The sequence below is a fragment of the Burkholderia sp. AU27893 genome, from assembly GCF_002223205.1.
In the GTDB taxonomy this organism is placed as follows: Bacteria; Pseudomonadota; Gammaproteobacteria; order Burkholderiales; family Burkholderiaceae; genus Burkholderia.
In genome coordinates this window covers 1,879,957-1,900,846 of record NZ_NKFD01000004.1, presented here as the reverse complement: position 1 = coordinate 1,900,846, position 20,890 = coordinate 1,879,957, and the positions used below count along the sequence as shown (strand labels likewise).

Here is a 20,890-nt window from a genome sequence, read left to right as displayed (position 1 = left end):
CGTTTGTCTGATTGAGGACGGACGGGGCGGGCGCGTGGCGGCCGGCTCCGCTCAACGGCGGGCAAGGAGCAGGCCCGCAACGAACGCGAGGCCGGCGACGACGCCGGCGGTTTGCCACGGGTTGTCTTGCACGACCTGCGACACGCGTTCGGCCGAATCGCGCAGCCGGGCGGCCGCGCTGCCCGACGCATGGTCGAGTGCGCCGCGCGCTTCATCCAGCTTGGATTGCACGCGCTTGCGCAGCGCGGCGATATCGCCGTCGCCGTCGTTTTTCAGCAGATCTTCCAGTTCGTCGACCAGCCCGCGCAGATCGTCGGTGACGTCGTCATGCAGGTCGCGGGCGGCCGAGCGCGTCGTGCGTCCCACGCGCCGGCCCGTGCGACGAATGTCGGAAAGGCCGCGGTCCAGCTTGTGTTCGATCGAGTCAGTGAGCGCCATGGTGTTTATCCTCCTTCGATTCAAGGCAAATTTGAAGATAAGACGAATCCCAGCAACCTGTGTGATTCACTTGGCCCGATTTTGTTTCGAGACAAATTTTCAATTTGTCTGCAGGATCGCCGCGCAGCCCCGCCGCACGGGGCTGCGCGGCGATTGAAAAAAATTCGCGTTCCGGGCGAAGCGGCGTATCGGGCTGCGATACGCAGTGAAAGCCCGGTAAATATCGCGTCACCCGGGCCACCAGGTAAATAGTGCCGTTGCAGGCCTTGTGGTGATGCAAATGCACTAATCGACCATTGATCGAGAAGCATGGTTCGTGCCCGGGGCTGCCGGCGCGCCGCCATCGTCAAGCGCGACGTCGATCACGACGGGATCGTGATCCGACGACCGGTACGCGTCGGGTGCGTAATAAATCGACCGTTGCGCGGCCGTTTTGTAATCAGGCAACGGTTGCAGGGCGGCCGGCTCGTCGGCGTTGATGTGCCAGACGTGTACGCCCCTCACGCGCGCGGCGAGCGCCGGCGTGGCCAGCGCGTGGTCGAGGCTGCCCGCTTCGCCGCGAAATACGTAGCTGTACGCAGCATCGCCGACGAAGCGGGCCACCAGGTTCGCGTAGCCGCGCGATTCGAGCGCGCGCACCGGGTCTTCCTGCGCGTAGCTGTTCAGGTCGCCGATCAGCAGGACGCCATCGGCCGTGGCGCCGGTCGGCGACGTGGCGAGCCAGTCGGCGACGCGCGCGGCGGCTCGCGTGCGCGCCGCATTCCAGCAGCCCTGGCCGTCCGACTGGTCGCGATCGGCGCCGGTCGCGTTCGGGCAGTTCTTCGATTTCAGGTGATTGACCGCGACCGTGAAGGCGCGCGTGCCGCCGGTGCGCCGGAATGTCTGCGCGAGCGGTGGGCGGTGCCGGCCGCCGAGTGAGACGGTCGCGGCGCGCCCGGCCGGCTCGACCGTGCGGCTGTCGTACAGCAGCGCGACTGCGATCGCATCGCGACCGAGGCGCGCGGTGCCGGGCTCGACCGCGCGCCAGCCGTCGCCGAGTTGCGCGGCGAGACGGCGTACGGCGCTTGTTTCACCGTGGCCGTTGTTCGCGATTTCCACCAGCCCGATCACGTCGGCACGCAGCGCGCGCAACGCCGCGACGATTTTCGCCTCCTGTCGCGCGAACGCGGCGGGCGTTTTCGCACCGCGGTTGGCCGGGGCATCGAAACCGCCGCCGCGCCCGTCGCCGTTGAAATAGTTGAAAACGTTGAACGACACGATGCGCACGTCGGCGTCCGGGTGCCGGACCGGCGCCTCGGTGCGCGGGTTCGTCGCGGCATCGAACACCGGCGCCGCGCCGGCGACCGGTTGCAGCCGCCACGCGCCGTAGCGCAGCTCGAGCACGCCTTCGATGCCGCGTACCGTGTAGCCCGCGCGCAGCGTGTTGGCAGCGCTTAGCGCGGGCGGCGGATAGCGCACGGTCGCGGGATCGCGGCGGGCCGAGCCGTCGTCGAGCACGATGCGGTTGCGTGCGTTGGCGGTCGCGATCGCGGCGGCCTCGGCCGGCGGAGCGACGTGGGTCGGGATGCGTAGCCGGCCGTGGCTGATGACGACGCTGCCGTAGCGGCCGAGTTCGTGGGTATCGCTGACCGTCAGCGTCTGCGGCAGGCGCACCCGCATGCCTTCGAGCGCGGCCAGCACCGCTGGGGTGGCGACGGGCAGTGTGAGCGTGGCTGGCGTGACCTGTTGCCCGCGCGCGCAGACGGTCACGCCGCCCGACAGCGTGAATTGCGTCCGGCCGTAACGCTCGTCGACGCGGCCCGTGAGATGCACGCGATCGCCGGCCTGCGCGCGCGCGCTCGGCGCGTACACGAACACGCCTTCAGGGACGCCCGGCCGGTGCCGTCGCTGCGCGTCGGCCTGCTGGACGAAGAAGCCGCCGAGGCCGTCGGCGCCGCCGAACGCCGCGGTGACGACCGCTTCGATCGAGGTCGTTTGCCCCGCCAGCGTCGACGGGCCGCCGGCGCCGCGAAGGTCGGCAATCGGCGTGGTTGCGCCGCCACAGCCGGCGCTGACCGGCGGCGCGGCCGAGGCCGGCCGGGCAGGAAGGGCGGCGAGCGCGGCGACGGTGATGAATGGTGCAACGGCAAGCGGCACAAGCAGGTGTGACATGGGGCGGTCCACAGGAAGACAATCCGACGGTTCGGGAAGGCATCTTGACGGCAAAATGTCTGGAAGCGGCGGAAATGGCCGTCCGGCCAGATGCCGATCGGCCGACGATGCAAGCCGCGCGGCGGCTGCTACGCTTTTGCATCGGCCGGCGCATCCCGATCGCGCAGCGAGCGCTGCCGCGCCCCGTTCCCTAAGGAGTCGTCCATGTCTTACATGCTGTTGATAGTCGAGCCGACCGAGCAGCGCGCCGAACGCACACTCGACGAAGGTCAGGCGCTGTACGCGCGGATGGTCGATTTCGCCGAGACGCTGAAGGCGCGCGGCGTGCTGCGCGGCGTCGAGTCGCTGGAGCGCGCCGAGCGCGGGACGCGCGTGCAGGTGCGCGACGGCGAGACGCGCCTGCTCGACGGCCCGTTCGCGGAAGCGAAGGAGATGGTCGGCGGCTTCTTCCTCGTCGACGTCGACACGCGCGAGGAAGCGATCGAGATCGCGCGCCAGTGCCCGGCCGCGCAGTGGTGCACGGTCGAGGTGCGGGCGGTCGGTCCGTGCTTCCTGTGAAGGCCGCGACTCAGTATTTACCCCGATACGTCGCGGAGTATGTCGATCCGGCCGTCTGCCGGCCGTCGTCCGGATAAGGCGCCGATGAATCGGCGCTGCCTTCCACCGACGACAAGGAGTGAACGATGCGATTCATGATCATGATCCGGGCGAACGCCGTCAGCGAATCCGACGCGTTGCCGGACAACCGGCTGGTCGAGGCCATGACCGTCTATCACGAGGAACTGGCCAAAGCCGGCGTGCTGCTCGACGCGAACGGGCTGCGGCCGAGCGCGCGTGGCTGGCGCGTGCGCTACAAGGACGGCAAGGGCACCGTGGTCGACGGCCCGTTCGCCGAAACGAAGGAACTGATTGCCGGCTATACGCTGATCCAGGTGCGTTCGCGCGACGAAGCGCTCGAATGGACGCGCCGGTTCCCCGCGCCGTTCGGCGCCGAGATGGATTGCGAGATCGAGGTGCGGCCGCTGTTCGAGCTCGACGACCTCACGCCGAGCGACGCGGTCGAGCGGTTCCGCGAACTCCACGTCGGCCGTACCGGCGCCTGACTGATTGCCCGCCTGAATCCACCCTCACCGGGAGTACCCGACATGCACAAGATGGTCTTCATCAACCTGCCGGTGGCCGACCTGCCGCGCTCGAAGGCGTTCTACCAGGCGCTCGGCTACGAGGTCGTACCGGCCTATACCAACGACCAGGCCGCCTGCATCAAGATCAGCGACACGATCTTCGCGATGCTGCTCGTGCGGCCGTTCTTCCAGACGTTCACCGGCAAAACCATCATCGATCCGGCGACGCAGGTGCAGGTCCTGTCGTGCCTGTCGTGCGACAGCCGCGCCGAGGTCGACGCGATCGTCGCGAAGGCGCTGGCGGCCGGCGGGTCCGCGCCGCAGGCGCCGCGCGAGTACCCGAACATGTACGGCCACGGTTTCGACGACCCGGACGGTCATGCATGGGAGCTGATGGCCATGCCGCTGGACGCGTCCGCCGAGGGGCAGGCGTCGTGACGCGTGAGGCGACTCACCGTGCGATCGAAGCGGTCTGGCGGATCGAGGCGCCCAAGATCATCGCGCGCGCCGCGCGCGTGGTGCGCGACGTCGGCGTGGCCGAGGAGCTGGCGCAGGACACGCTCGTCGCGGCGCTCGAGCACTGGCCCGTCGACGGCGTGCCCGACAACCCCGCCGCATGGCTGATGACGGCCGTGAAGCGTCGCGCACTCGATCGTGTCCGGCAGGAGTCGCTCCACGCGGCGAAGCGCGACCAGCTCGGCCACGAGATGGACGCGCTCGAAGCGCATGTCGTCCCCGACATCGCCGAGGCGCTTGCCGACGCGAGCGACGACGACATCGGCGACGACCTCCTGCGGCTGATCTTCACGTCGTGCCATCCGGTGCTGTCGACCGACGCGCGCGTGGCACTCACGTTGCGGCTGCTCGGCGGGCTGACGACGGGCGAGATCGCGCGCGCGTTCCTGACGCCCGAGCCGACGATCGCGCAGCGGATCGTGCGCGCCAAGCGCACGCTTGCGGCGGCGCACGTGCCGTTCGAGGTGCCGGCGGCCGACGCGCGGCCCGCGCGGCTCGCGTCGGTGCTCGAAGTGATCTATCTCGTGTTCAACGAAGGCCATGCGGCGACCTCGGGCGACGACTGGACGCGCCCGGCGCTGTGCGACGAGGCGTTGCGGCTCGGCCGCGTGCTGGCCGGGCTGGCGCCGGACGAGAGCGAGGTGCTCGGGCTCGTCGCGCTGATGGAGCTGCAGGCGTCGCGCATGCATGCGCGCACCGACGCGCAGGGCCGGCCCGTGCTGCTGCTCGACCAGGATCGCAGCCGCTGGGATCCGCTGCTGATCCGGCGCGGCCTCGCGGCGCTCGAACGGGCGACGAAGCTCGGCGGCGTGCGCGGGCCGTATGCGCTGCAGGCCGCGCTGGCGGCCTGCCATGCACGTGCGCGCCACGCGTCGGATACGGACTGGGCGCAGATCGTCGCGCTGTATGACGCGCTCGCCGAAGTCGCACCGTCGCCCGTCGTCGAGCTGAATCGCGCGGTGGCCGTTGGGATGGCGTTCGGGCCTGCCGCGGCGCTCGAACTCGTCGACGCGCTGCGCGACGATCCCGCGCTCGCGCGCTATCACTGGCTGCCGAGCGTGCGCGGCGACCTGCTGGCGAAGCTGGGCCGCGCCGACGAGGCGAAGGCCGAATTCCGCCGCGCGGCGGAACTGACGCGCAACGAGCGCGAGCGCGAGTTGCTGCTCAGGCGCGCGACGGACGCGTGACGCACGCGGCACGCGCGAATGCCGAGCACCCGAGCACCCCCCCCGGCGCGCCGCCCCGCCAAGCACTATCACCCGGATTGAAAAAGCCTATTGGGGGATGCGAACGCGAGCGCCTAGATTGAAGAGCACGATGCGTGCGCCCCCGGCAAGCGCATCGTTCCCCACATACCTGATCGACCCGGCTCCGCACGCGGCCGCGCCGACTCGAACGGAGGCGCAAATGGCTCAACTCAAGGGCAGCAAAACCGAAGAGAACCTGAAAGCCGCATTCGCAGGCGAATCGCAGGCGAACCGGCGTTATCTGTATTTCGCTTCGAAGGCCGACGTCGAAGGCCAGAACGACGTCGCCGCGCTGTTCCGCTCGACCGCCGAAGGCGAAACCGGCCATGCGCACGGCCATCTCGAATACCTGGAGGCTGTCGGCGATCCGGCAACGGGCTTGCCGTTCGGTTCGTCGCGGCAGAATCTCGAATCGGCGATCGCCGGCGAAACGCACGAATACACCGACATGTATCCGGGCATGGCGAAGACCGCGCGCGACGAAGGCTTCGACGAAATCGCGAACTGGTTCGAGACGCTCGCGAAGGCTGAACGCAGCCACGCGAACCGCTACACGAAGGCGCTCGACAGTCTCGTCGACTGACGGGCCGCCGCGGGCCGCACGGCAGACCGTGCGACCGGCAAGCGGCCGGCTGTTCGTTCATCGCTGCCTGCATCGCGCGGGCGGCGCGGGCGCGCATGCGCGCCACGCTGGATGGAGCGCCCCATGCCCCACAAGGAAGGCAGTCTCGAAGCCCCGACCCGGCATCCGCTCGACTGGCAGTCCGATGCGTTCTACGACCAGGCCGCGATCGATGCGGAAATGACGCGCGTGTTCGACATCTGTGCCGGATGCCGGCGCTGCGTGTCGTTGTGCGGCGCGTTTCCGACGCTGTTCGATCTGGTCGACGACACGCCGATGGGCGACATCGAGGAGGTGCCGAAGGCCGCGTTCGGCAAGGTCGTCGACCAGTGCTACCTGTGCGACCTCTGTTACATGACGAAATGCCCGTACGTGCCGCCGCATGCATGGAACGTCGACTTTCCGCACCTGATGCTGCGCGGCAAGGCCGCGCGCTACCAGCGCGGCGAAGCGACGCTGCGCGACAAGGTGCTGTCGAATGCCGATGCGCTGGGTTACTTCGCCGGCATTCCGATCGTCACGCAGGCGGTGAACGCGGTGAACCGCACGCAGCCCGCGCGCCATGCGCTCGAGGCGACGCTCGGCGTCGATCGCCACGCGTGGCTTCCGGAATTCGCGCCGCGCAAGTTCCGGCGCACGGCGCGGCCGTCGGACGGCTTGCCGGTGCGCGACGGCGAACGCACGCCCGGCAAGGTGGCGATCTATGCAACCTGCTACGTGAATTTCAACGAGCCCGGCATCGGCCACGACCTGCTCGCGATCCTCGCGCACAACGACATCCCGTACGAACTCGTCACGCGCGAAGCCTGCTGCGGGATGCCGCTGCTCGAGCAGGGCAATCTCGCCGGCGTGGCCGCGAAAAAGGACGTGAACCTGCCTGTGCTCGAACGCTACGCGCGCGAAGGCTATGCGCTGATCGGCGCGATCCCGAGCTGCGTGCTGATGTACAAGAGCGAGCTGCCGCTGATGTTCCCCGGCGACGAAGCGGTGCGCGCGGTGGCCGACGCATTCTGGGATCCGTTCGAATACGTGATCGCGCGGCATCGCGACGGACTGCTGAAGACCGATTTCAAGACCGGCCTCGGCACCGTGTCGTACCACGTGCCGTGCCATGCGCGCGTGCAGAACATCGGCCGCAAGACGGCCGACGCGCTGTCGCTCGTGCCCGATACGCGCGTGAACGTCGTCGAGCGCTGCTCGGGCCATGCGGGCACGTTCGGCGTCAAGAAGGCATTTCACGCGGACGCGATGCGGATCGGCGGGCCCGTGTTCAAGGCGATGGCCGAGCCGCAGCCGGATGTCGTGTCGTCGGACTGCGCGCTGGCCGGTCATCACATCGTGCAGGGGATCGACGAGAAGGGGCTGCCGTCCGCGCCGCTCGCGCATCCGCTTACGCTGCTGCGCCGCGCGTACGGCATCTGAGCCGTCGCTGGCCGACCCACGAGGACCTCCCATGACGTTGACCCGCGACTCCCTGCTGACGCTCGAAGCGTACGCGAAGATCCGCAAGGCCGAACACGCGCGGCTCGTCGCGTACAAGCGCCGCCGCGCGGTGGCGCTCGGCAACCACCTGCGTTTCCTGTTCGAGGACGAGACGACGATCCGCTACCAGATCCAGGAGATGCTGCACATCGAGAAGATCTTCGACCAGGCCGGCATCGAAGGGGAGCTGGACGCGTATCTGCCGCTCGTGCCCGACGGCACGAACCTGAAGGCGACGATGCAGATCGAATACGAGCACGAGGCCGAACGGCGTGCGGCGCTCGCGCGGCTGATCGGTGTCGAGGATCGTGTGTACCTGCAGGTCGACGGGCACGCGCGCGTCTACGCGATCGCCGACGAGGATCTCGACCGCGACACCGCCGAGAAGACGTCGGCCGTGCACTTCGTGCGCTTCGAGCTCGACGCGCCGATGCGCGCGGCGCTCAGGGGCGGGGCGGCGCTGTCGATCGGGTGCGATCACCCGGCCTACACGATGCCGCCGCAGCGCGTGGACGCGGACGTGACCGCGTCGCTGGCCGGCGATCTGCGCTGACGCGTCCGCTGCAACGTCCGGCATGTCCGGCACCGCCCACCCACCGATTTCCCTTTTTCCGTTCCGACCCGAAACACAATTCCCGCCGCCGATGCGGCGCGATCGCCCGCGCGTCGCCCCCGAAGTTGTAACAGACGTCACGAGTTTGCGCGCGGCGAAAAATGTGCGTCGCACGTCACCGTGCTTTCATCACTCGCAGAGAAACAATAAAAAGATTGTGCACGGAGATAATTAAAATCGGTCGAATTTGAATGATTTACCGATTCGTGAATATCTTGTTACGCTTTTTTCCCTGATTTACCGATGTCCGGCAGCAATGCGCGGGATTGTTGCCGGCAGGGGCCGGAGCAGCCCGGAAATGCCCATGAAAAGGCATGCTTCATACGCCGTAGAGCCCCGCCAGACGGGCCTTTGCAGCCGGGGGCATAAAGATCCCGCAAAAAAATTCAAGCGTAAATACATTACTCATCCATGGCGGGTTGTTTCAGTGCGTAACATTAAGTCATTGTCATATTGAGATAAACCCTAGGGATGGTATGCTTCGTGCACAAAAATTCCCACATTGGAGTGAGACCGTGATTTGTGCGTCATTGCCGGGAATCTCGGCACCGTGAAAGTGCGGTGCGGCACCGGCATGCACAACTCCGGATAAACATAATGTGCAACCTGGCCGCCCCGCGACGCGATGTGTCGCGACGGCGCCGCCAATCGCAGCCCCGGCCTGGCTGCGTGGAGAGATCTACTATGTTCTTCGATGAGCTTACCGATGAAGAGTGGTTTCGTCTTTCAACGCTGATCGCCGATGAACCCATCCGGCTGAACCGCCGTGGGCGTCCACGAGCCGAACCACGCGTCGTCGCCAACGCGGTGCTCTGGATCCTGACGACCGGTGAAGCCTGGTCGAAGCTGCCCGGTCGTTATCCGTCCGGGCCGACGTGCCGTCGCCGCTACGAGGAGTGGCTCGCGTCCGGCACGCTGCTGCAGATGATCGACGTGCTGACCCAGTTCAGCGGGCGCACGTTCGCGTATATCCCGCCGCCGCCGGTGCCGGTCGCGCCCGCGCGCCGTGCCGAGCCCGTGCCCGACAACGATCGCTTGCGCGGCGTGTTCTGGCAGAACCCCGAGTCGTGGCAATTGCCGGTCGCTCACGCAAACGTTTGGGAGGGCGAGGGCGCGTCGATGAGCGCGCGGCCGGTCGACGAAGTCGTCGATCCGTCGGCCGGGTCGTTCGCGGTGCCCGGTGCGCCGTCGGCGGAGCTGCGCCATGCGCATGCGTCGTCGGCGAGCTTCGCCGCGGCCGAACCGCAAGTCGACACCTATCGCGGCTATACGATCTGCGGCATCGCGCAGCCCGTGCAGAACCTGATGTTTCGCGCGTGGGCCGAGATTACGCAGGACGACCGGCGCGTCGAACGCTCGGGCCTGATCGGCCCGCGCTTCACCGATGCCGAGGAAGCCGAGCAGTTCGCGCTCGACTGGGCGCGCCAGTGGATCGATCGCCATGGCGCGAGCGACGAACCGGCGCGCGAGCCGCAAGGCGAGGTGCTGGCCGGCTTGTCCGCGCTCGCGCGTGCCGAGTCGGACATCCAGCGCTTCATCGCCGAGCGCCATGCGGGCGCGCTGTCGGAAAGCCGCAACGATCCGGTGCAGCCGGAGCGCCGCGAGTACGTGTACCGCGTCGGCTGATCGCCGACCTGTCGAAACGCGCGGGCCGTCGTGTGCCACGACACCCGCGCGGAAGTCCCGTCGTTCCATGCCTGTCTTGCCCGAGGCGCCGCTGTCGAAGCGGCGCCTCGCTATGCACGTGCGTTACTGCCGGCCGTAGGTATCGTCGAAGCGGACGATGTCGTCCTCGCCGAGATACGCGCCCGACTGCACTTCGATCAGCTCGAGCGGCATCTTGCCCGGGTTCTCCAGGCGGTGCGACACGCCGAGCGGGATGTACGTCGATTCGTTTTCGGACAGCAGGAACGTCTCGTCGCCGCGCGTGATGCGCGCGGTGCCGCAGACGACGATCCAGTGTTCGGCGCGGTGGTGGTGCATCTGCAGCGACAGTTGCGCGCCCGGCTTCACGACGATGCGTTTCACCTGGAAGCGCTCGCCCATGTCGACCGAGTCGTAGTGGCCCCACGGGCGATGCACCTTGCGGTGATCGGTCGCTTCCGCGCCGCGTTGCGCCTTGATGCGCCCGACGATTTTCTTCACGTCCTGCACGCGCGACTTGTCCGCGACGAGCACGGCGTCCGGCGTTTCGACGACGACGAGGTTCTGCGTACCGACGCAGGCGACGAGCCGGCTTTCCGAATGCGCGAACGTCGACTCCGCGCCTTCGAACAGCACGTGGCCGCGGCCGACGTTCTCGGCTTCGTCCTTCGGCGAGATCTGCCAGATCGCGTCCCACGAGCCGACGTCCGACCAGCCCGCGTCGAGCGGCACGACGACGCTTTCGCACAGTTGCGGCAGGCTCGCGAGCGGCTCCATCACCGCGTAGTCGATCGAGTTCGACGGCGACGCGGCGAACGCTTCGCGATCGATGCGGAAGAAGTCGCCATCGGCCTTGCCCTGGGCGACGGCCTGTTCGCAGGCCGCGTAGATCGCCGGTTCGAGCTGGCGGATCGCCTTCAGCCAGACCGACGCGCGAACGATGAAGATGCCGCTGTTCCACCAGTACTCGCCCGATGCGACGTACTGCCGAGCGAGTTCGAGGTGCGGTTTCTCGACGAAACGATCGAGGCGGCGCACGTCGAGTGCGCCCGTGGCGGCGTCGCCGAGCGGCGCGCCGACGCGGATGTAGCCGTAGCCGGTTTCCGCGTGCGTCGGCACGATGCCCATCGTCGCGATCTTGCCTTGCATCGCGCAGTGCACGCCGGCCGCGACGGCCGCATGGAAGCGCGGCAGGTCGGCGACCGCATGGTCGGCCGGCATCACGGTCATCACCGCGTCGTTGCCGCCGGCGACCAGCCGAAACGCGGCGAGCGTCAGCGCGGGCGCGGTGTCGCGGCCGATCGGCTCGAGCATGATCGACGCGGATTTGCCGGTCAGGCGCAGTTGTTCGGCGGTGGTGAAGCGGTGATCCTCGCCGCACACGATCAGCACGTCGTCGTTCAGCGGATGGTCGGCCGCCAGGCCATCGAGGCGCAGCGCGGTCGACTGCAGCAGCGAATGTTCGCCGAGCAGGCCGATCAGCTGTTTCGGAAAACGTTCGCGCGACATCGGCCACAAGCGCGTGCCGGACCCGCCGGCGAGAATCACCGGCTGCACGGCGACGCGCGTGCCGGCGGCGGGTGCGGCGGAAGAAGAATGGCGCGTTTCGGCAGCCACGGCCGGAGCATTCATGAGGACACTCTCCACGGTTGAAGTCAGTGCCTGTCGTTGTAGCATGAAGTAAATCGACAATAAAACCGGATCCATTGCCGGATATTCGACATGCATTCATCTGGAAGAATTTTCCGCGCCAGCATCCGATGCAAATAAAAAAATAAAAAATAAATCGGTGAATCGGCTGGTCTTGACCGCCCGCAAAGGGCGAGCGGAAATCGTAAAGCTTCTGAAAAATTCCCGATTCCTGGGAATTTCGGGAAAACGTGCCGAATTAATTCAAAAACATCGCGGCAAGAATTTCCGATTATTTTTCGAAATACTTGTACGCTTGAGGCGAAAATTTCTTACCGCTTCAATAGCGTCATGCAACGTTTGAATCGAATGTGCGGCACGGGTCGCACAAGGAGCTGTTCGGCAAACGCCTGTTCAAAGAGGAAGCAGACATGTTGAGCGTGCTGGCGAGAGTCATCGATATCGCGATGGTCGTGACGGGGGCGCTGATCGCCGCCGCGCTGCACGGTGGCAGCATCTGGCTCAACGACCTGCAGCGCACGATGATGCTGTTCGATTGCCTGCTCGTCGTCGTGTGCTTTCCCGCCTTCGGCATCTATCAGTCGTGGCGCGGCAAGCGTCTCGTCGGGCTGGTGGGGCGGGTCGCGTTCGCATGGCTGGTGGTCGAGCTCGCGGGCATCCTGTTGAGCTTCAGCTTTCACCAGTCCGGCGACCTGTCGCGGCTGTGGTTGGGGTACTGGGCGCTCGTGACGATGGCGCTGCTCGCCGGCTCGAAGGCCTGCGTGCACGTCGTGCTGCGACAACTGCGCCGCGGCGGCTACAACCTGAAGGCGGTCGCGATCGTCGGCGGGACGCCGGCGGCGCGTCGGCTGATCGCCCAGATGCGGGCGCGGCCGGAAGCCGGTTTCAACCCGGTGTGCGTGTACGACGAGAGCGAAGCGCCCGGCGAAGTCGCGCTCGACGACGTGCGCATCGAGCGGCAGTTCGAATCGCTGGTGTGGCTGGTGCGCAGCCGCGCGATCAGCGAGCTGTGGCTCACGCTGCCGATCACGGAGGAGCGCCGGATTCACCAGATCGTGACGGTGTTCCGCCACGACTTCGTGAATATCCGCTTCATCCCGGACGTGCGCACGCTGTCGTTCTTCAACCAGGAAGTGGTCGAGGTGCTCGGCGTGCCGGCGATCAACCTCGCGGCGTCGCCGATCACCGACGTGCGGATCCTGCCGAAGTTCGTGTTCGACCGCGCGTTCGCGCTGGTGGCGCTCACGGGCCTCGCACCGGTGATGCTGGTGATCGCCTGCCTGATCAAGCTGACGTCGCGCGGCCCGGTGTTCTTTCGCCAGAAGCGCAAGGGCATCGACGGGCACGAGTTCGAGATCTACAAGTTCCGCTCGATGAAGGTGCACGAGGAAGTGGCGGGGCAGGTCACGCAGGCGAAGAAGAACGACTCGCGCGTGACGCCGGTCGGCCGGTTCCTGCGCCGCACGAGCCTCGACGAGCTGCCGCAGTTCATCAACGTGCTGAAAGGCGAGATGTCGGTCGTCGGCCCGCGCCCGCATGCGCTCGCGCACGACGACATCTACAAGGATCTGGTCAAGGGCTACATGTTCCGCTACCGGATCAAGCCGGGCATCACCGGGTGGGCGCAGATCAACGGCTTTCGCGGCGAGACCGACCAGATCGAGAAGATGATGGGACGCGTGAAGCTCGACCTGTACTACATGCAGAACTGGTCGTTCTGGCTCGACATCAAGATCGTCGTGCTGACGCTCTGGAAAGGCTTCACCGGCAGCAACGCGTACTGAGCACCGAGATCGCGCCGCGCAGGCATTCCGGTTTTACGAATTTCGAATCATTGGTCAAGAGGTCCGACACATCATGAATCTGACTATCATCGGCAGCGGTTATGTAGGGCTGGTCACCGGCGCATGCCTGGCCGACATCGGGCACGACGTGTTCTGTCTCGACGTCGACCAGGCAAAGATCGACATCCTGAACAACGGCGGCGTGCCGATCCACGAGCCGGGCCTCAAGGAAGTGATCGCGCGCAACCGCTCGGCGGGCCGCCTGCGCTTCTCGACCGATATCGAGGCCGCGGTCGCGCACGGCGACGTGCAGTTCATCGCGGTCGGCACGCCGCCCGACGAGGACGGCTCGGCCGACCTGCAATACGTGCTCGCGGCCGCACGCAATATCGGCCGCTACATGACCGGCTTCAAGGTGATCGTCGACAAGTCGACGGTGCCGGTCGGCACGGCCGAGCGCGTGCGCGCGGCGGTGGCGGAAGAGCTCGCGAAGCGCGGCGGCGACCAGATGTTCTCGGTCGTGTCGAACCCGGAGTTCCTGAAGGAAGGCGCGGCGGTGGACGATTTCACGCGGCCGGACCGCATCGTGATCGGCTGCGACGACGACGTGCCGGGCGAGCGCGCCCGCGAGCTGATGAAGAAGCTCTACGCGCCGTTCAACCGCAACCACGAACGCACGCTGTACATGGACGTGCGCTCGGCCGAGTTCACGAAATACGCGGCGAACGCGATGCTCGCGACCCGCATTTCGTTCATGAACGAGCTGGCGAACCTTGCCGACCGCTTCGGCGCGGACATCGAGGCCGTGCGCCGCGGGATCGGCTCCGATCCGCGCATCGGCTATCACTTCCTGTACGCCGGCTGCGGCTACGGCGGCTCGTGCTTCCCGAAGGACGTCGAGGCACTGATCCGCACGGCCGACGAGCACGGGCAGGCACTGCAGATCCTGAAGGCGGTGTCGTCGGTCAACGCCACGCAAAAGCGCGTGCTCGCCGAGAAGATCGTCGCGCGCTTTGGTGAAGATTTGACCGGCCGCACGTTCGCCATCTGGGGCCTCGCGTTCAAGCCGAACACCGACGACATGCGCGAAGCGCCGAGCCGCGAGCTGATCGCCGAGCTGCTGTCGCGCGGGGCGCGCATCGCCGCGTACGACCCGGTCGCACAGGAGGAAGCGCGCCGCGTGATTGCGCTCGATCTCGCCGGTCACCCGAGCTGGCTCGAGCGCCTGAGCTTCGTCGACGACGAGGCGCAGGCCGCGCGCGATGCCGACGCGCTCGTGATCGTCACCGAATGGAAGATCTTCAAGAGCCCCGACTTCGTCGCGCTCGGCCGCTTGTGGAAGACGCCCGTGATCTTCGACGGCCGCAACCTGTACGAGCCGGAGACGATGAGCGAGCAGGGCATCGAATACCACCCGATCGGCCGGCCGGGCTCGCGCCAGGCCGTCGCCGCCCGTGTGCCGGGCACCGCGCCCGCGAGCGCGTAACCCGTTTCCCGTCACTCGTTACGAGACGCCATGTTCCGGAACATCCTGATCGTCTGCCACGCGAACGTCTGCCGCAGCCCGGCAGCGGAACTGCTGTTCAAGTCGCACGCCGCGTCGCGCGGCGGCCCGCGCCCGACGTTCCACTCGGCGGGCGTGCATGCGAACGACGGCGACGGCATCGATCCGGTGATGCGTCAGCTGCTCGCCGAGCGGGGCGTCGATGCGACGACCCACCGCTCGCGGCGGCTGTCGCGCCGGATCGTGCGCGACGCCGACCTGATTCTCGTCAGCGAGCGCGGACAGATTGCGGCCGTCGAATCGGTCGATCCGTTCGCGCGCGGCAAGGTCCACCTGCTCGGCAAGTGGGAAGGGGCCGAGATTGCCGACCCGCACGGCGGCCCCGAGGCCGATTACCGCGAGAGCTACTCACTGATCGAACGTCTGGTTCAAGGATGGCTACAGAAACTATGCTGAAACGCCCGATGCGCCCGGTGGCGCTTGCCGTCGCGCTGACGACTTTCCTGTCAGCCTGTGCAACCGCGCCCGGCAACTACCTCGACTCGTCGAACCTGAAGGACGAAGGCCGGCAGCAAGCGGCCGAAACCTATCCGGTTCATTACATCGACGCCAAAGTGGTGATGGACCAGCTGCAGAAAGCGCAGGTGGACCATCCGCTGCCGCCCGGACGTTATACCGATCCGTCGGAGTACGTGTACCGCGTCGGCCCGCAGGACATCCTCGGCGTCACCGTGTGGGACCACCCCGAGCTGACGACGCCGCAGGGCCAGTCGTTCTCGAGCGGCGGCAACACGACGCAGTCGGTCGCGGGCGCGTTGCAGCAGCCGTATACGACCGCGCTGCCGGGCCAGGCCGATCCGTACGGCCAGACGGTGGCCTCGGACGGCACGATCTTCTTCCCGTTCGTCGGCCGTATCAAGGTGGCCGGCAAGACGGTCGCGCAGATCCGCGAGCAGATGGCCACCACGCTGTCGCGCTACGTGAAGAATCCGCAGCTCGACGTGCGCGTGCTGTCGTTCCGCAGCCAGAAGGTGCAGGTGACGGGCGAGGTGAAGCAGCCGGGCCCGCTCGCGGTGAGCGACGTGCCGCTGACGCTCGTCGACGCGATCTCGCGCTCCGGCGGCTCGACCAACGAGGCCGACCTGCAGCGCGTGCGCCTGACGCGCGACGGCAAGCTCTACACGCTCGACGCGAACGGCGTGCTCGATCGCGGCGAGGTGAAGCAGAACGTGATGCTGCAGCCCGGCGACATCGTCAACGTGCCGGATCGCAGCGATAGCCGCGTGTTCATCATGGGCGAGGTCAAGACGCCGGTCACGGTGCCGATGCTCAAGGGCAAGTTGACCATCGCCGATGCGCTGACGGCAGGCGGCGGGATCCTCGACACCGACGCGAACCCGCGCAAGATCTACGTGATGCGCGGGATGCGCGACAACCCGACGAAGCCTGAAGTGTTCCGCCTCGACATGACGCAGCCGGATGCGCTGATGCTGTCGAGCCGCTTCCCGCTTCAACCGCTCGACGTCGTCTACGTCAGCACGGCCAGCTCGGTGCAGTTCAACCGTGTGCTGCAGCAGGTGCTGCCGACGATCCAGACGATCTTCTACATGCGGCAAATCACGCGCTGATAGCCCGCCGGGGCGGCGCCTCCGCCCCGGCACCACTCAAGCGGGAACGAATGGTGAACACGCAAGCGAAACACTCCTACGCGGATCTGTCCGCCAAAACCGAGGAAGAGGACGTCGTCCTCGGCCAGTTGCTCCAGGTGATCATGGACGACATCTGGCTGCTGCTCGGCATCGCGGTCACGGTCGTCGCGCTCGCCGGCCTCTACTGCTACATCGCGAAGCCGGTCTACCAGGCCGACGTGCACGTGCGGGTCGAGGGCAACGACAACACGTCGCAGGCGCTCACGCAGACACAGACGGGCGCGATGATCAACAGCGGCCCGCAGCAGGCGCCGACCGACGCGGAAATCGAGATCATCAAGAGCCGCGGCGTGGTCGCGCCGGTGGTCGAGCAGTTCAAGCTGAACTTCTCGGTCGTGCCGAAGACGCTGCCGGTGATCGGCAGCCTCGCCGCGCGCATCGCGACGCCGGGCCAGCCGGCGAAGCCGTGGCTCGGCCTGAAGTCGTACGCATGGGGCGGTGAAGTGGCCGACGTCGATTCGATCAACGTCGTGCCCGCGCTCGAAGGCAAGAAGCTGACGCTGACGGCCGGCCCGAACGGCACCTATTCGATCGTCGACCCGAACGGCATGCGGCTGCTGTCGGGCCACGTCGGCGAATCGGCGCAGGGCGGCGGCGTGACGCTGCTCGTGTCGAAGCTCGTCGCACGCCCCGGCACGCAGTTCACCGTGGTCCGCTACAACGATCTCGACGCGATCACCGGCTTCCAGGCCGGCATCCAGGTGACCGAGCAGGGCAAGCAGACGGGCGTCGTGCAGATCTCGCTCGAAGGCAAGGACCCGGACCAGACCGCCGCGATCGCGAACGCGCTCGCGCAGTCGTACCTGAACCAGCACGTGGTCGCGAAGCAGGCCGAAGCGACCAAGATGCTCGACTTCCTGAAGGGCGAGGAGCCGCGCCTGAAAGCCGACCTCGAACGCGCGGAAGCCGCGCTGACGCAGTACCAGCGCACGTCGGGCTCCATCAACGCGAGCGACGAGGCGAAGGTCTACCTCGAGGGCAGCGTGCAGTACGAGCAGCAGATCGCCGCGCAGCGCCTGCAGCTCGCGTCGCTCGCGCAGCGCTTCACCGATTCGCACCCGATGGTGATCGCCGCGAAGCAGCAGCTCGCCGAGCTGCAGGGCGAGAAGGACAAGTTCAGCAACCGCTTCCGCAGCCTGCCGGCCACCGAAGTGAAGGCCGTCCAGCTGCAGCGTGACGCGAAGGTGGCCGAGGACATCTACGTGCTGCTGCTGAACCGCGTGCAGGAGCTGTCGGTGCAGAAGGCCGGCACGGGCGGCAACATCCACCTCGTCGATTCGGCGCTGCGTCCGGGCGATCCGGTCAAGCCGAAGAAGGTGCTGATCCTGTCGGCCGCCGTGTTCCTCGGGCTGATCCTCGGCACCGGCGTCGTGTTCCTGCGCCGCAACATGTTCCAGGGCATCGAGGATCCCGACCGCATCGAGCGCGCGTTCAACCTGCCGCTGTACGGGCTGGTGCCGCAAAGCGCCGAACAGGTGAAGCTCGACGCGCAGGCCGAGAAGAGCGGCAGCCGTACCCGGCCGATCCTCGCGAGCCTGCGTCCGAAGGATCTCAGCGTCGAGAGCCTGCGCAGCCTGCGCACCGCGATGCAGTTCGCGATGATGGATGCGAAGAACCGCGTGATCGTGCTGACGGGCCCGACGCCGGGCATCGGCAAGAGCTTTCTGACGGTCAACCTCGCGGTGCTGCTCGCGCATTCGGGCAAGCGCGTGCTGCTGATCGACGCCGACATGCGTCGCGGCCTGCTCGACCGCTACTTCGGCCTCACGTCGCAGCCGGGCCTGTCCGAGCTGCTGAGCGACCAGTCGGCGCTCGAGGACGCCGTACGCGAAACGCCGGTGCAGGGCCTGTCGTTCATCTCGGCCGGCACGCGCCCGCCGAACCCGTCGGAGCTGCTGATGTCGTCGCGCCTGCCGCAATACCTCGAGGGGCTCGGCAAGCGCTACGACGTCGTGCTGATCGACTCGCCGCCGGTGCTGGCAGTGACCGACGCGACCATCATCGGCCGCATGGCCGGCTCGACGTTCCTCGTGCTGCGCTCGGGCATGCATACCGAAGGCGAGATCGCCGACGCGATCAAGCGCCTGCGCACCGCGGGCGTCGACCTGGAAGGCGGGATCTTCAACGGCGTGCCGCCGAAGGCGCGCGGCTACGGCCGCGGCTATGCGGCCGTGCATGAATACCTGAGCGCCTGATCCGCATCGCACGTAACCGGGCGGGCAGCGCGTGTTGCCTGCCCGGCCGACAGGAGAATCAACGATGAAAATTTCCGTGCTCGTTCCGACCTATCGGCGTCCCGCCGACCTCGCGCGCTGCCTGCTGGCGCTGCAGCGGCAGCATCGGCTGCCCGACGAGGTGATCGTCGTCGCGCGCCCGGAGGATGACGCGACGCACGAACGGCTCGCCGATCCGGCGGTTGGCGGCGCGCTGCCGCTGCGCATCGTGCCGGTCGAGGTGCCGGGCCAGGTCGCCGCGCTGAACAAGGGGCTCGACTCGGCGAACGGCGACATCGTCGCGATCACCGACGACGACGCGGCGCCGCATCCCGACTGGCTCGCGCGCGTCGAGGCGGTGTTCGAGGCCGATCCGCGCGTGGGCGCGGTCGGCGGGCGCGACTGGGTGCACGAGAAGGGCCGCGTGCTCGACGAATCGCGCGAGCTTGTCGGCCAGCTCACGTTGTCCGGCAAGATCGTCGGCAACCATCATCTGGGCGTCGGCGGCCCGCGCGAAGTCGACATGCTGAAAGGCGCGAACATGAGCTACCGCCGCGCCGCGATCGAGCGGCTGCGCTTCGACACGCGGCTGCGCGGCGCCGGCGCGCAGGTGCACAACGACATGGGTTTCAGCATGCGCGTGCAGCGAGACGGCTGGAAGCTCGTCTACGACCCGGCGATCGCGGTCGATCATTTCCCGGCCGAGCGCTTCGACGACGACCGGCGCGATGCCGCGTCGCTGAACGCGATCAGCAACGGCGCGTACAACATGCACCTGATCCTGCGCGAGCATCTGCCGCCGGTCCGGCGCGAGCTCGCGTGGTGGTGGTGGACGCTGGTCGGCACGCGCGTCTACCCGGGCCTCGCGCACGTGCTGCTGTCCCTGCATACGGCGCAGCGCGAGCGGATCCGCGAGCACTGGCGCGCGGTGCGCCGCGGCGCGCGCGACGCCCGCCGCGCGAACCTTGCCCCCCATCGTGCGGCGATGCCGCCGGTGACGTCTTGAACGGTCTGCGCGCGTCGCGCGCGACCCCCCACGGAGGGCTTGAATGACTACGGCAACCAAGGTCCACGTTCACCTGTTTTACGGCGCCGATCCGCGTACCTACCGGAAAGGCGAGAACATCGGCTGCCTGTACGGCTATCACCATGCCGAATCCGACGAATTCCGGCTGACCTATTCGCAGGACGGCGGCGAGAACCGCGTCGCCAGCCTCGCGCGCCGCGCGCTGAAGGCGGCGCTCGGCTTCGACGTCGTGCATGCGTGGCGCAACCGCGCCGCGCTGCTGAACACCGACGTGATCTGGACGCACACGGAACAGGAGCACCTGGCCGCTGCGCTGATCCTGAAGCTCGCCGGCGCGCAGGGCAAGCGCCCGCTGCTGCTCGCGCAGAGCGTGTGGCTGTTCGACAAGTGGAACAGCTTCGGCGGCCCGCGCCGCTGGCTGTACCGCAAGCTGATCGCGCGCGCCGACGCGCTGACCACGCTGGCCCGCGACAACGCCGAGCTGTGCCGCCGCTTTCTCGGCCGGGACGCCGAGTTCGTCTACTACGGGCTGAACACGCAGGATTTCCCGATCACCGAGCCGCGGCAATGGCAACCGAACCGGCCGCTGCGGATCGCGGCGATCGGCAACGATCGCGATCGCGACTGGCGCACGTTCCTCGCCGCGTTCGGTGGCGACGAGCGCTACGACGTGCGGCTCGCGACGCGCCGCCGCGTGCCGCGCGAGTGGCATGCGCCGAACGTGAAGATCGGCTCGGCGTCGGGGCTCGCGAAGCAGCACGAGCTATACGCGTGGGCCGACGTGATCGTCGTGCCGCTGCGGCCGAACTTCCATGCGTCGGGCATCACGGTGATGCTCGAGGCCGCCGCCGTCGGCAAGCCGATGATCGTGTCGGATGTCGGCGGGCTCAGCGACTACTTTCCGCACGATACGGCCGCCTATGTGCCGGCGTTCGACGCGCAGGCGATGCGCCAGGCCGCCGATCGCTTCGTGGCCGATCCGGTCGCGGCGCTCGCCTGCGCGCAGGCCGCCGCCGCGTGCCTGCGCGACCGTGACCTGACCACGCAGGCGTTCGCCGAGCAGCACGTGCGGATCACGCGCGACATGCTGCGCCGGCGCCGCACGCCGGCTGCCGCGGGCCTCGCGATGCCGCTCGCGGATTCGCGCCCGTCGTCGCGCTGAGAGC

19 protein-coding genes are annotated in these 20,890 nt (G+C 67.6%); 15 read left to right on the top strand and 4 right to left on the bottom strand.

Features of this window, described 5'->3' with window-relative positions; genetic code table 11:
• Positions 1–51: 51 nt before the first annotated feature.
• Genes CFB47_RS28315 through CFB47_RS28310 form a run of 3 tightly spaced genes read right to left on the bottom strand, consistent with a single transcriptional unit; the run spans position 52 to position 2,589 of the window.
• On the bottom strand, positions 52–438 hold the full coding sequence (locus CFB47_RS28315; protein ID WP_089428053.1) for a YqjD family protein: 387 nt from the start codon (positions 436–438) through the stop codon (positions 52–54).
• A complete protein-coding gene (locus CFB47_RS40750; RefSeq protein WP_143330875.1) occupies positions 425–718 on the bottom strand; it encodes a hypothetical protein in 294 nt (97 codons plus the stop codon). The genes CFB47_RS28315 and CFB47_RS40750 overlap by 14 nt, the downstream gene beginning before the upstream one ends.
• Positions 719–723: 5 nt before the next feature.
• Positions 724–2,589 (bottom strand): ExeM/NucH family extracellular endonuclease, encoded by a 1,866-nt coding sequence (locus tag CFB47_RS28310; RefSeq protein ID WP_089462969.1) that lies wholly within the window; start codon positions 2,587–2,589, stop codon positions 724–726.
• 204 nt (positions 2,590–2,793) lie between these two features.
• On the opposite strand from CFB47_RS28310, the gene CFB47_RS28305 reads away from it, so the two are divergent.
• From CFB47_RS28305 to CFB47_RS28270, 8 genes are all read left to right on the top strand, one after another.
• Positions 2,794–3,147, top strand: coding sequence for a YciI family protein (locus tag CFB47_RS28305; RefSeq protein ID WP_089443035.1), 354 nt, complete (start codon positions 2,794–2,796; stop codon positions 3,145–3,147).
• Between the two features lie 125 nt (positions 3,148–3,272).
• The gene (locus CFB47_RS28300) at positions 3,273–3,692 is read left to right on the top strand and encodes a YciI family protein (RefSeq protein ID WP_089457784.1); all 420 of its coding nucleotides are present in this window, start codon (positions 3,273–3,275) and stop codon (positions 3,690–3,692) included.
• Positions 3,693–3,734: 42 nt separating this feature from the next.
• The gene (locus tag CFB47_RS28295) at positions 3,735–4,151 is read left to right on the top strand and encodes a VOC family protein (protein WP_089428049.1); all 417 of its coding nucleotides are present in this window, start codon (positions 3,735–3,737) and stop codon (positions 4,149–4,151) included.
• Positions 4,148–5,416, top strand: coding sequence for an RNA polymerase sigma factor (locus tag CFB47_RS28290; protein WP_089443032.1), 1,269 nt, complete (start codon positions 4,148–4,150; stop codon positions 5,414–5,416). Before CFB47_RS28295 ends, CFB47_RS28290 begins: the two co-directional genes overlap by 4 nt.
• Before the next feature lie 220 nt (positions 5,417–5,636).
• Complete coding sequence (locus CFB47_RS28285) at positions 5,637–6,059, top strand: rubrerythrin family protein (protein ID WP_027791020.1); 423 nt, start codon at positions 5,637–5,639, stop codon at positions 6,057–6,059.
• Between the two features lie 123 nt (positions 6,060–6,182).
• On the top strand, positions 6,183–7,520 hold the full coding sequence (locus CFB47_RS28280) for a heterodisulfide reductase-related iron-sulfur binding cluster (RefSeq protein WP_089462968.1): 1,338 nt from the start codon (positions 6,183–6,185) through the stop codon (positions 7,518–7,520).
• Between the two features lie 31 nt (positions 7,521–7,551).
• On the top strand, positions 7,552–8,133 hold the full coding sequence (locus CFB47_RS28275; RefSeq protein WP_089457786.1) for a DUF3501 family protein: 582 nt from the start codon (positions 7,552–7,554) through the stop codon (positions 8,131–8,133).
• A 744-nt stretch (positions 8,134–8,877) separates the two neighbouring features.
• Positions 8,878–9,819, top strand: coding sequence for a transposase (locus CFB47_RS28270; protein ID WP_089462967.1), 942 nt, complete (start codon positions 8,878–8,880; stop codon positions 9,817–9,819).
• 123 nt (positions 9,820–9,942) lie between these two features.
• On the opposite strand, the gene CFB47_RS28265 is transcribed toward CFB47_RS28270, so the two are convergent.
• Positions 9,943–11,469: a mannose-1-phosphate guanylyltransferase/mannose-6-phosphate isomerase gene (locus tag CFB47_RS28265; protein ID WP_089443028.1), complete on the bottom strand. Its 1,527-nt coding sequence runs from the start codon at positions 11,467–11,469 to the stop codon at positions 9,943–9,945.
• Positions 11,470–11,897: 428 nt separating this feature from the next.
• On the opposite strand from CFB47_RS28265, the gene CFB47_RS28260 reads away from it, so the two are divergent.
• From CFB47_RS28260 to CFB47_RS28230, 7 genes are all read left to right on the top strand, one after another.
• On the top strand, positions 11,898–13,271 hold the full coding sequence (locus tag CFB47_RS28260) for an undecaprenyl-phosphate glucose phosphotransferase (protein WP_069252876.1): 1,374 nt from the start codon (positions 11,898–11,900) through the stop codon (positions 13,269–13,271).
• 73 nt (positions 13,272–13,344) lie between these two features.
• Positions 13,345–14,757 (top strand): UDP-glucose/GDP-mannose dehydrogenase family protein, encoded by a 1,413-nt coding sequence (locus tag CFB47_RS28255; RefSeq protein WP_089462966.1) that lies wholly within the window; start codon positions 13,345–13,347, stop codon positions 14,755–14,757.
• A 30-nt stretch (positions 14,758–14,787) separates the two neighbouring features.
• Positions 14,788–15,231, top strand: a complete 444-nt coding sequence (locus CFB47_RS28250) for a low molecular weight protein-tyrosine-phosphatase (protein ID WP_039345287.1) — start codon at positions 14,788–14,790, stop codon at positions 15,229–15,231.
• The gene (locus CFB47_RS28245) at positions 15,225–16,403 is read left to right on the top strand and encodes a polysaccharide biosynthesis/export family protein (RefSeq protein ID WP_069251045.1); all 1,179 of its coding nucleotides are present in this window, start codon (positions 15,225–15,227) and stop codon (positions 16,401–16,403) included. Before CFB47_RS28250 ends, CFB47_RS28245 begins: the two co-directional genes overlap by 7 nt.
• Before the next feature lie 50 nt (positions 16,404–16,453).
• A complete protein-coding gene (locus tag CFB47_RS28240; protein WP_089462965.1) occupies positions 16,454–18,679 on the top strand; it encodes a polysaccharide biosynthesis tyrosine autokinase in 2,226 nt (741 codons plus the stop codon).
• A gap of 64 nt (positions 18,680–18,743) precedes the next feature.
• Entirely contained in the window at positions 18,744–19,703 is a 960-nt protein-coding gene (locus CFB47_RS28235; RefSeq protein WP_089443025.1) for a glycosyltransferase family 2 protein, read from the top strand.
• Positions 19,704–19,746: 43 nt separating this feature from the next.
• Positions 19,747–20,886, top strand: a complete 1,140-nt coding sequence (locus CFB47_RS28230; RefSeq protein WP_089462964.1) for a glycosyltransferase family 4 protein — start codon at positions 19,747–19,749, stop codon at positions 20,884–20,886.
• Positions 20,887–20,890: the final 4 nt, after the last annotated feature.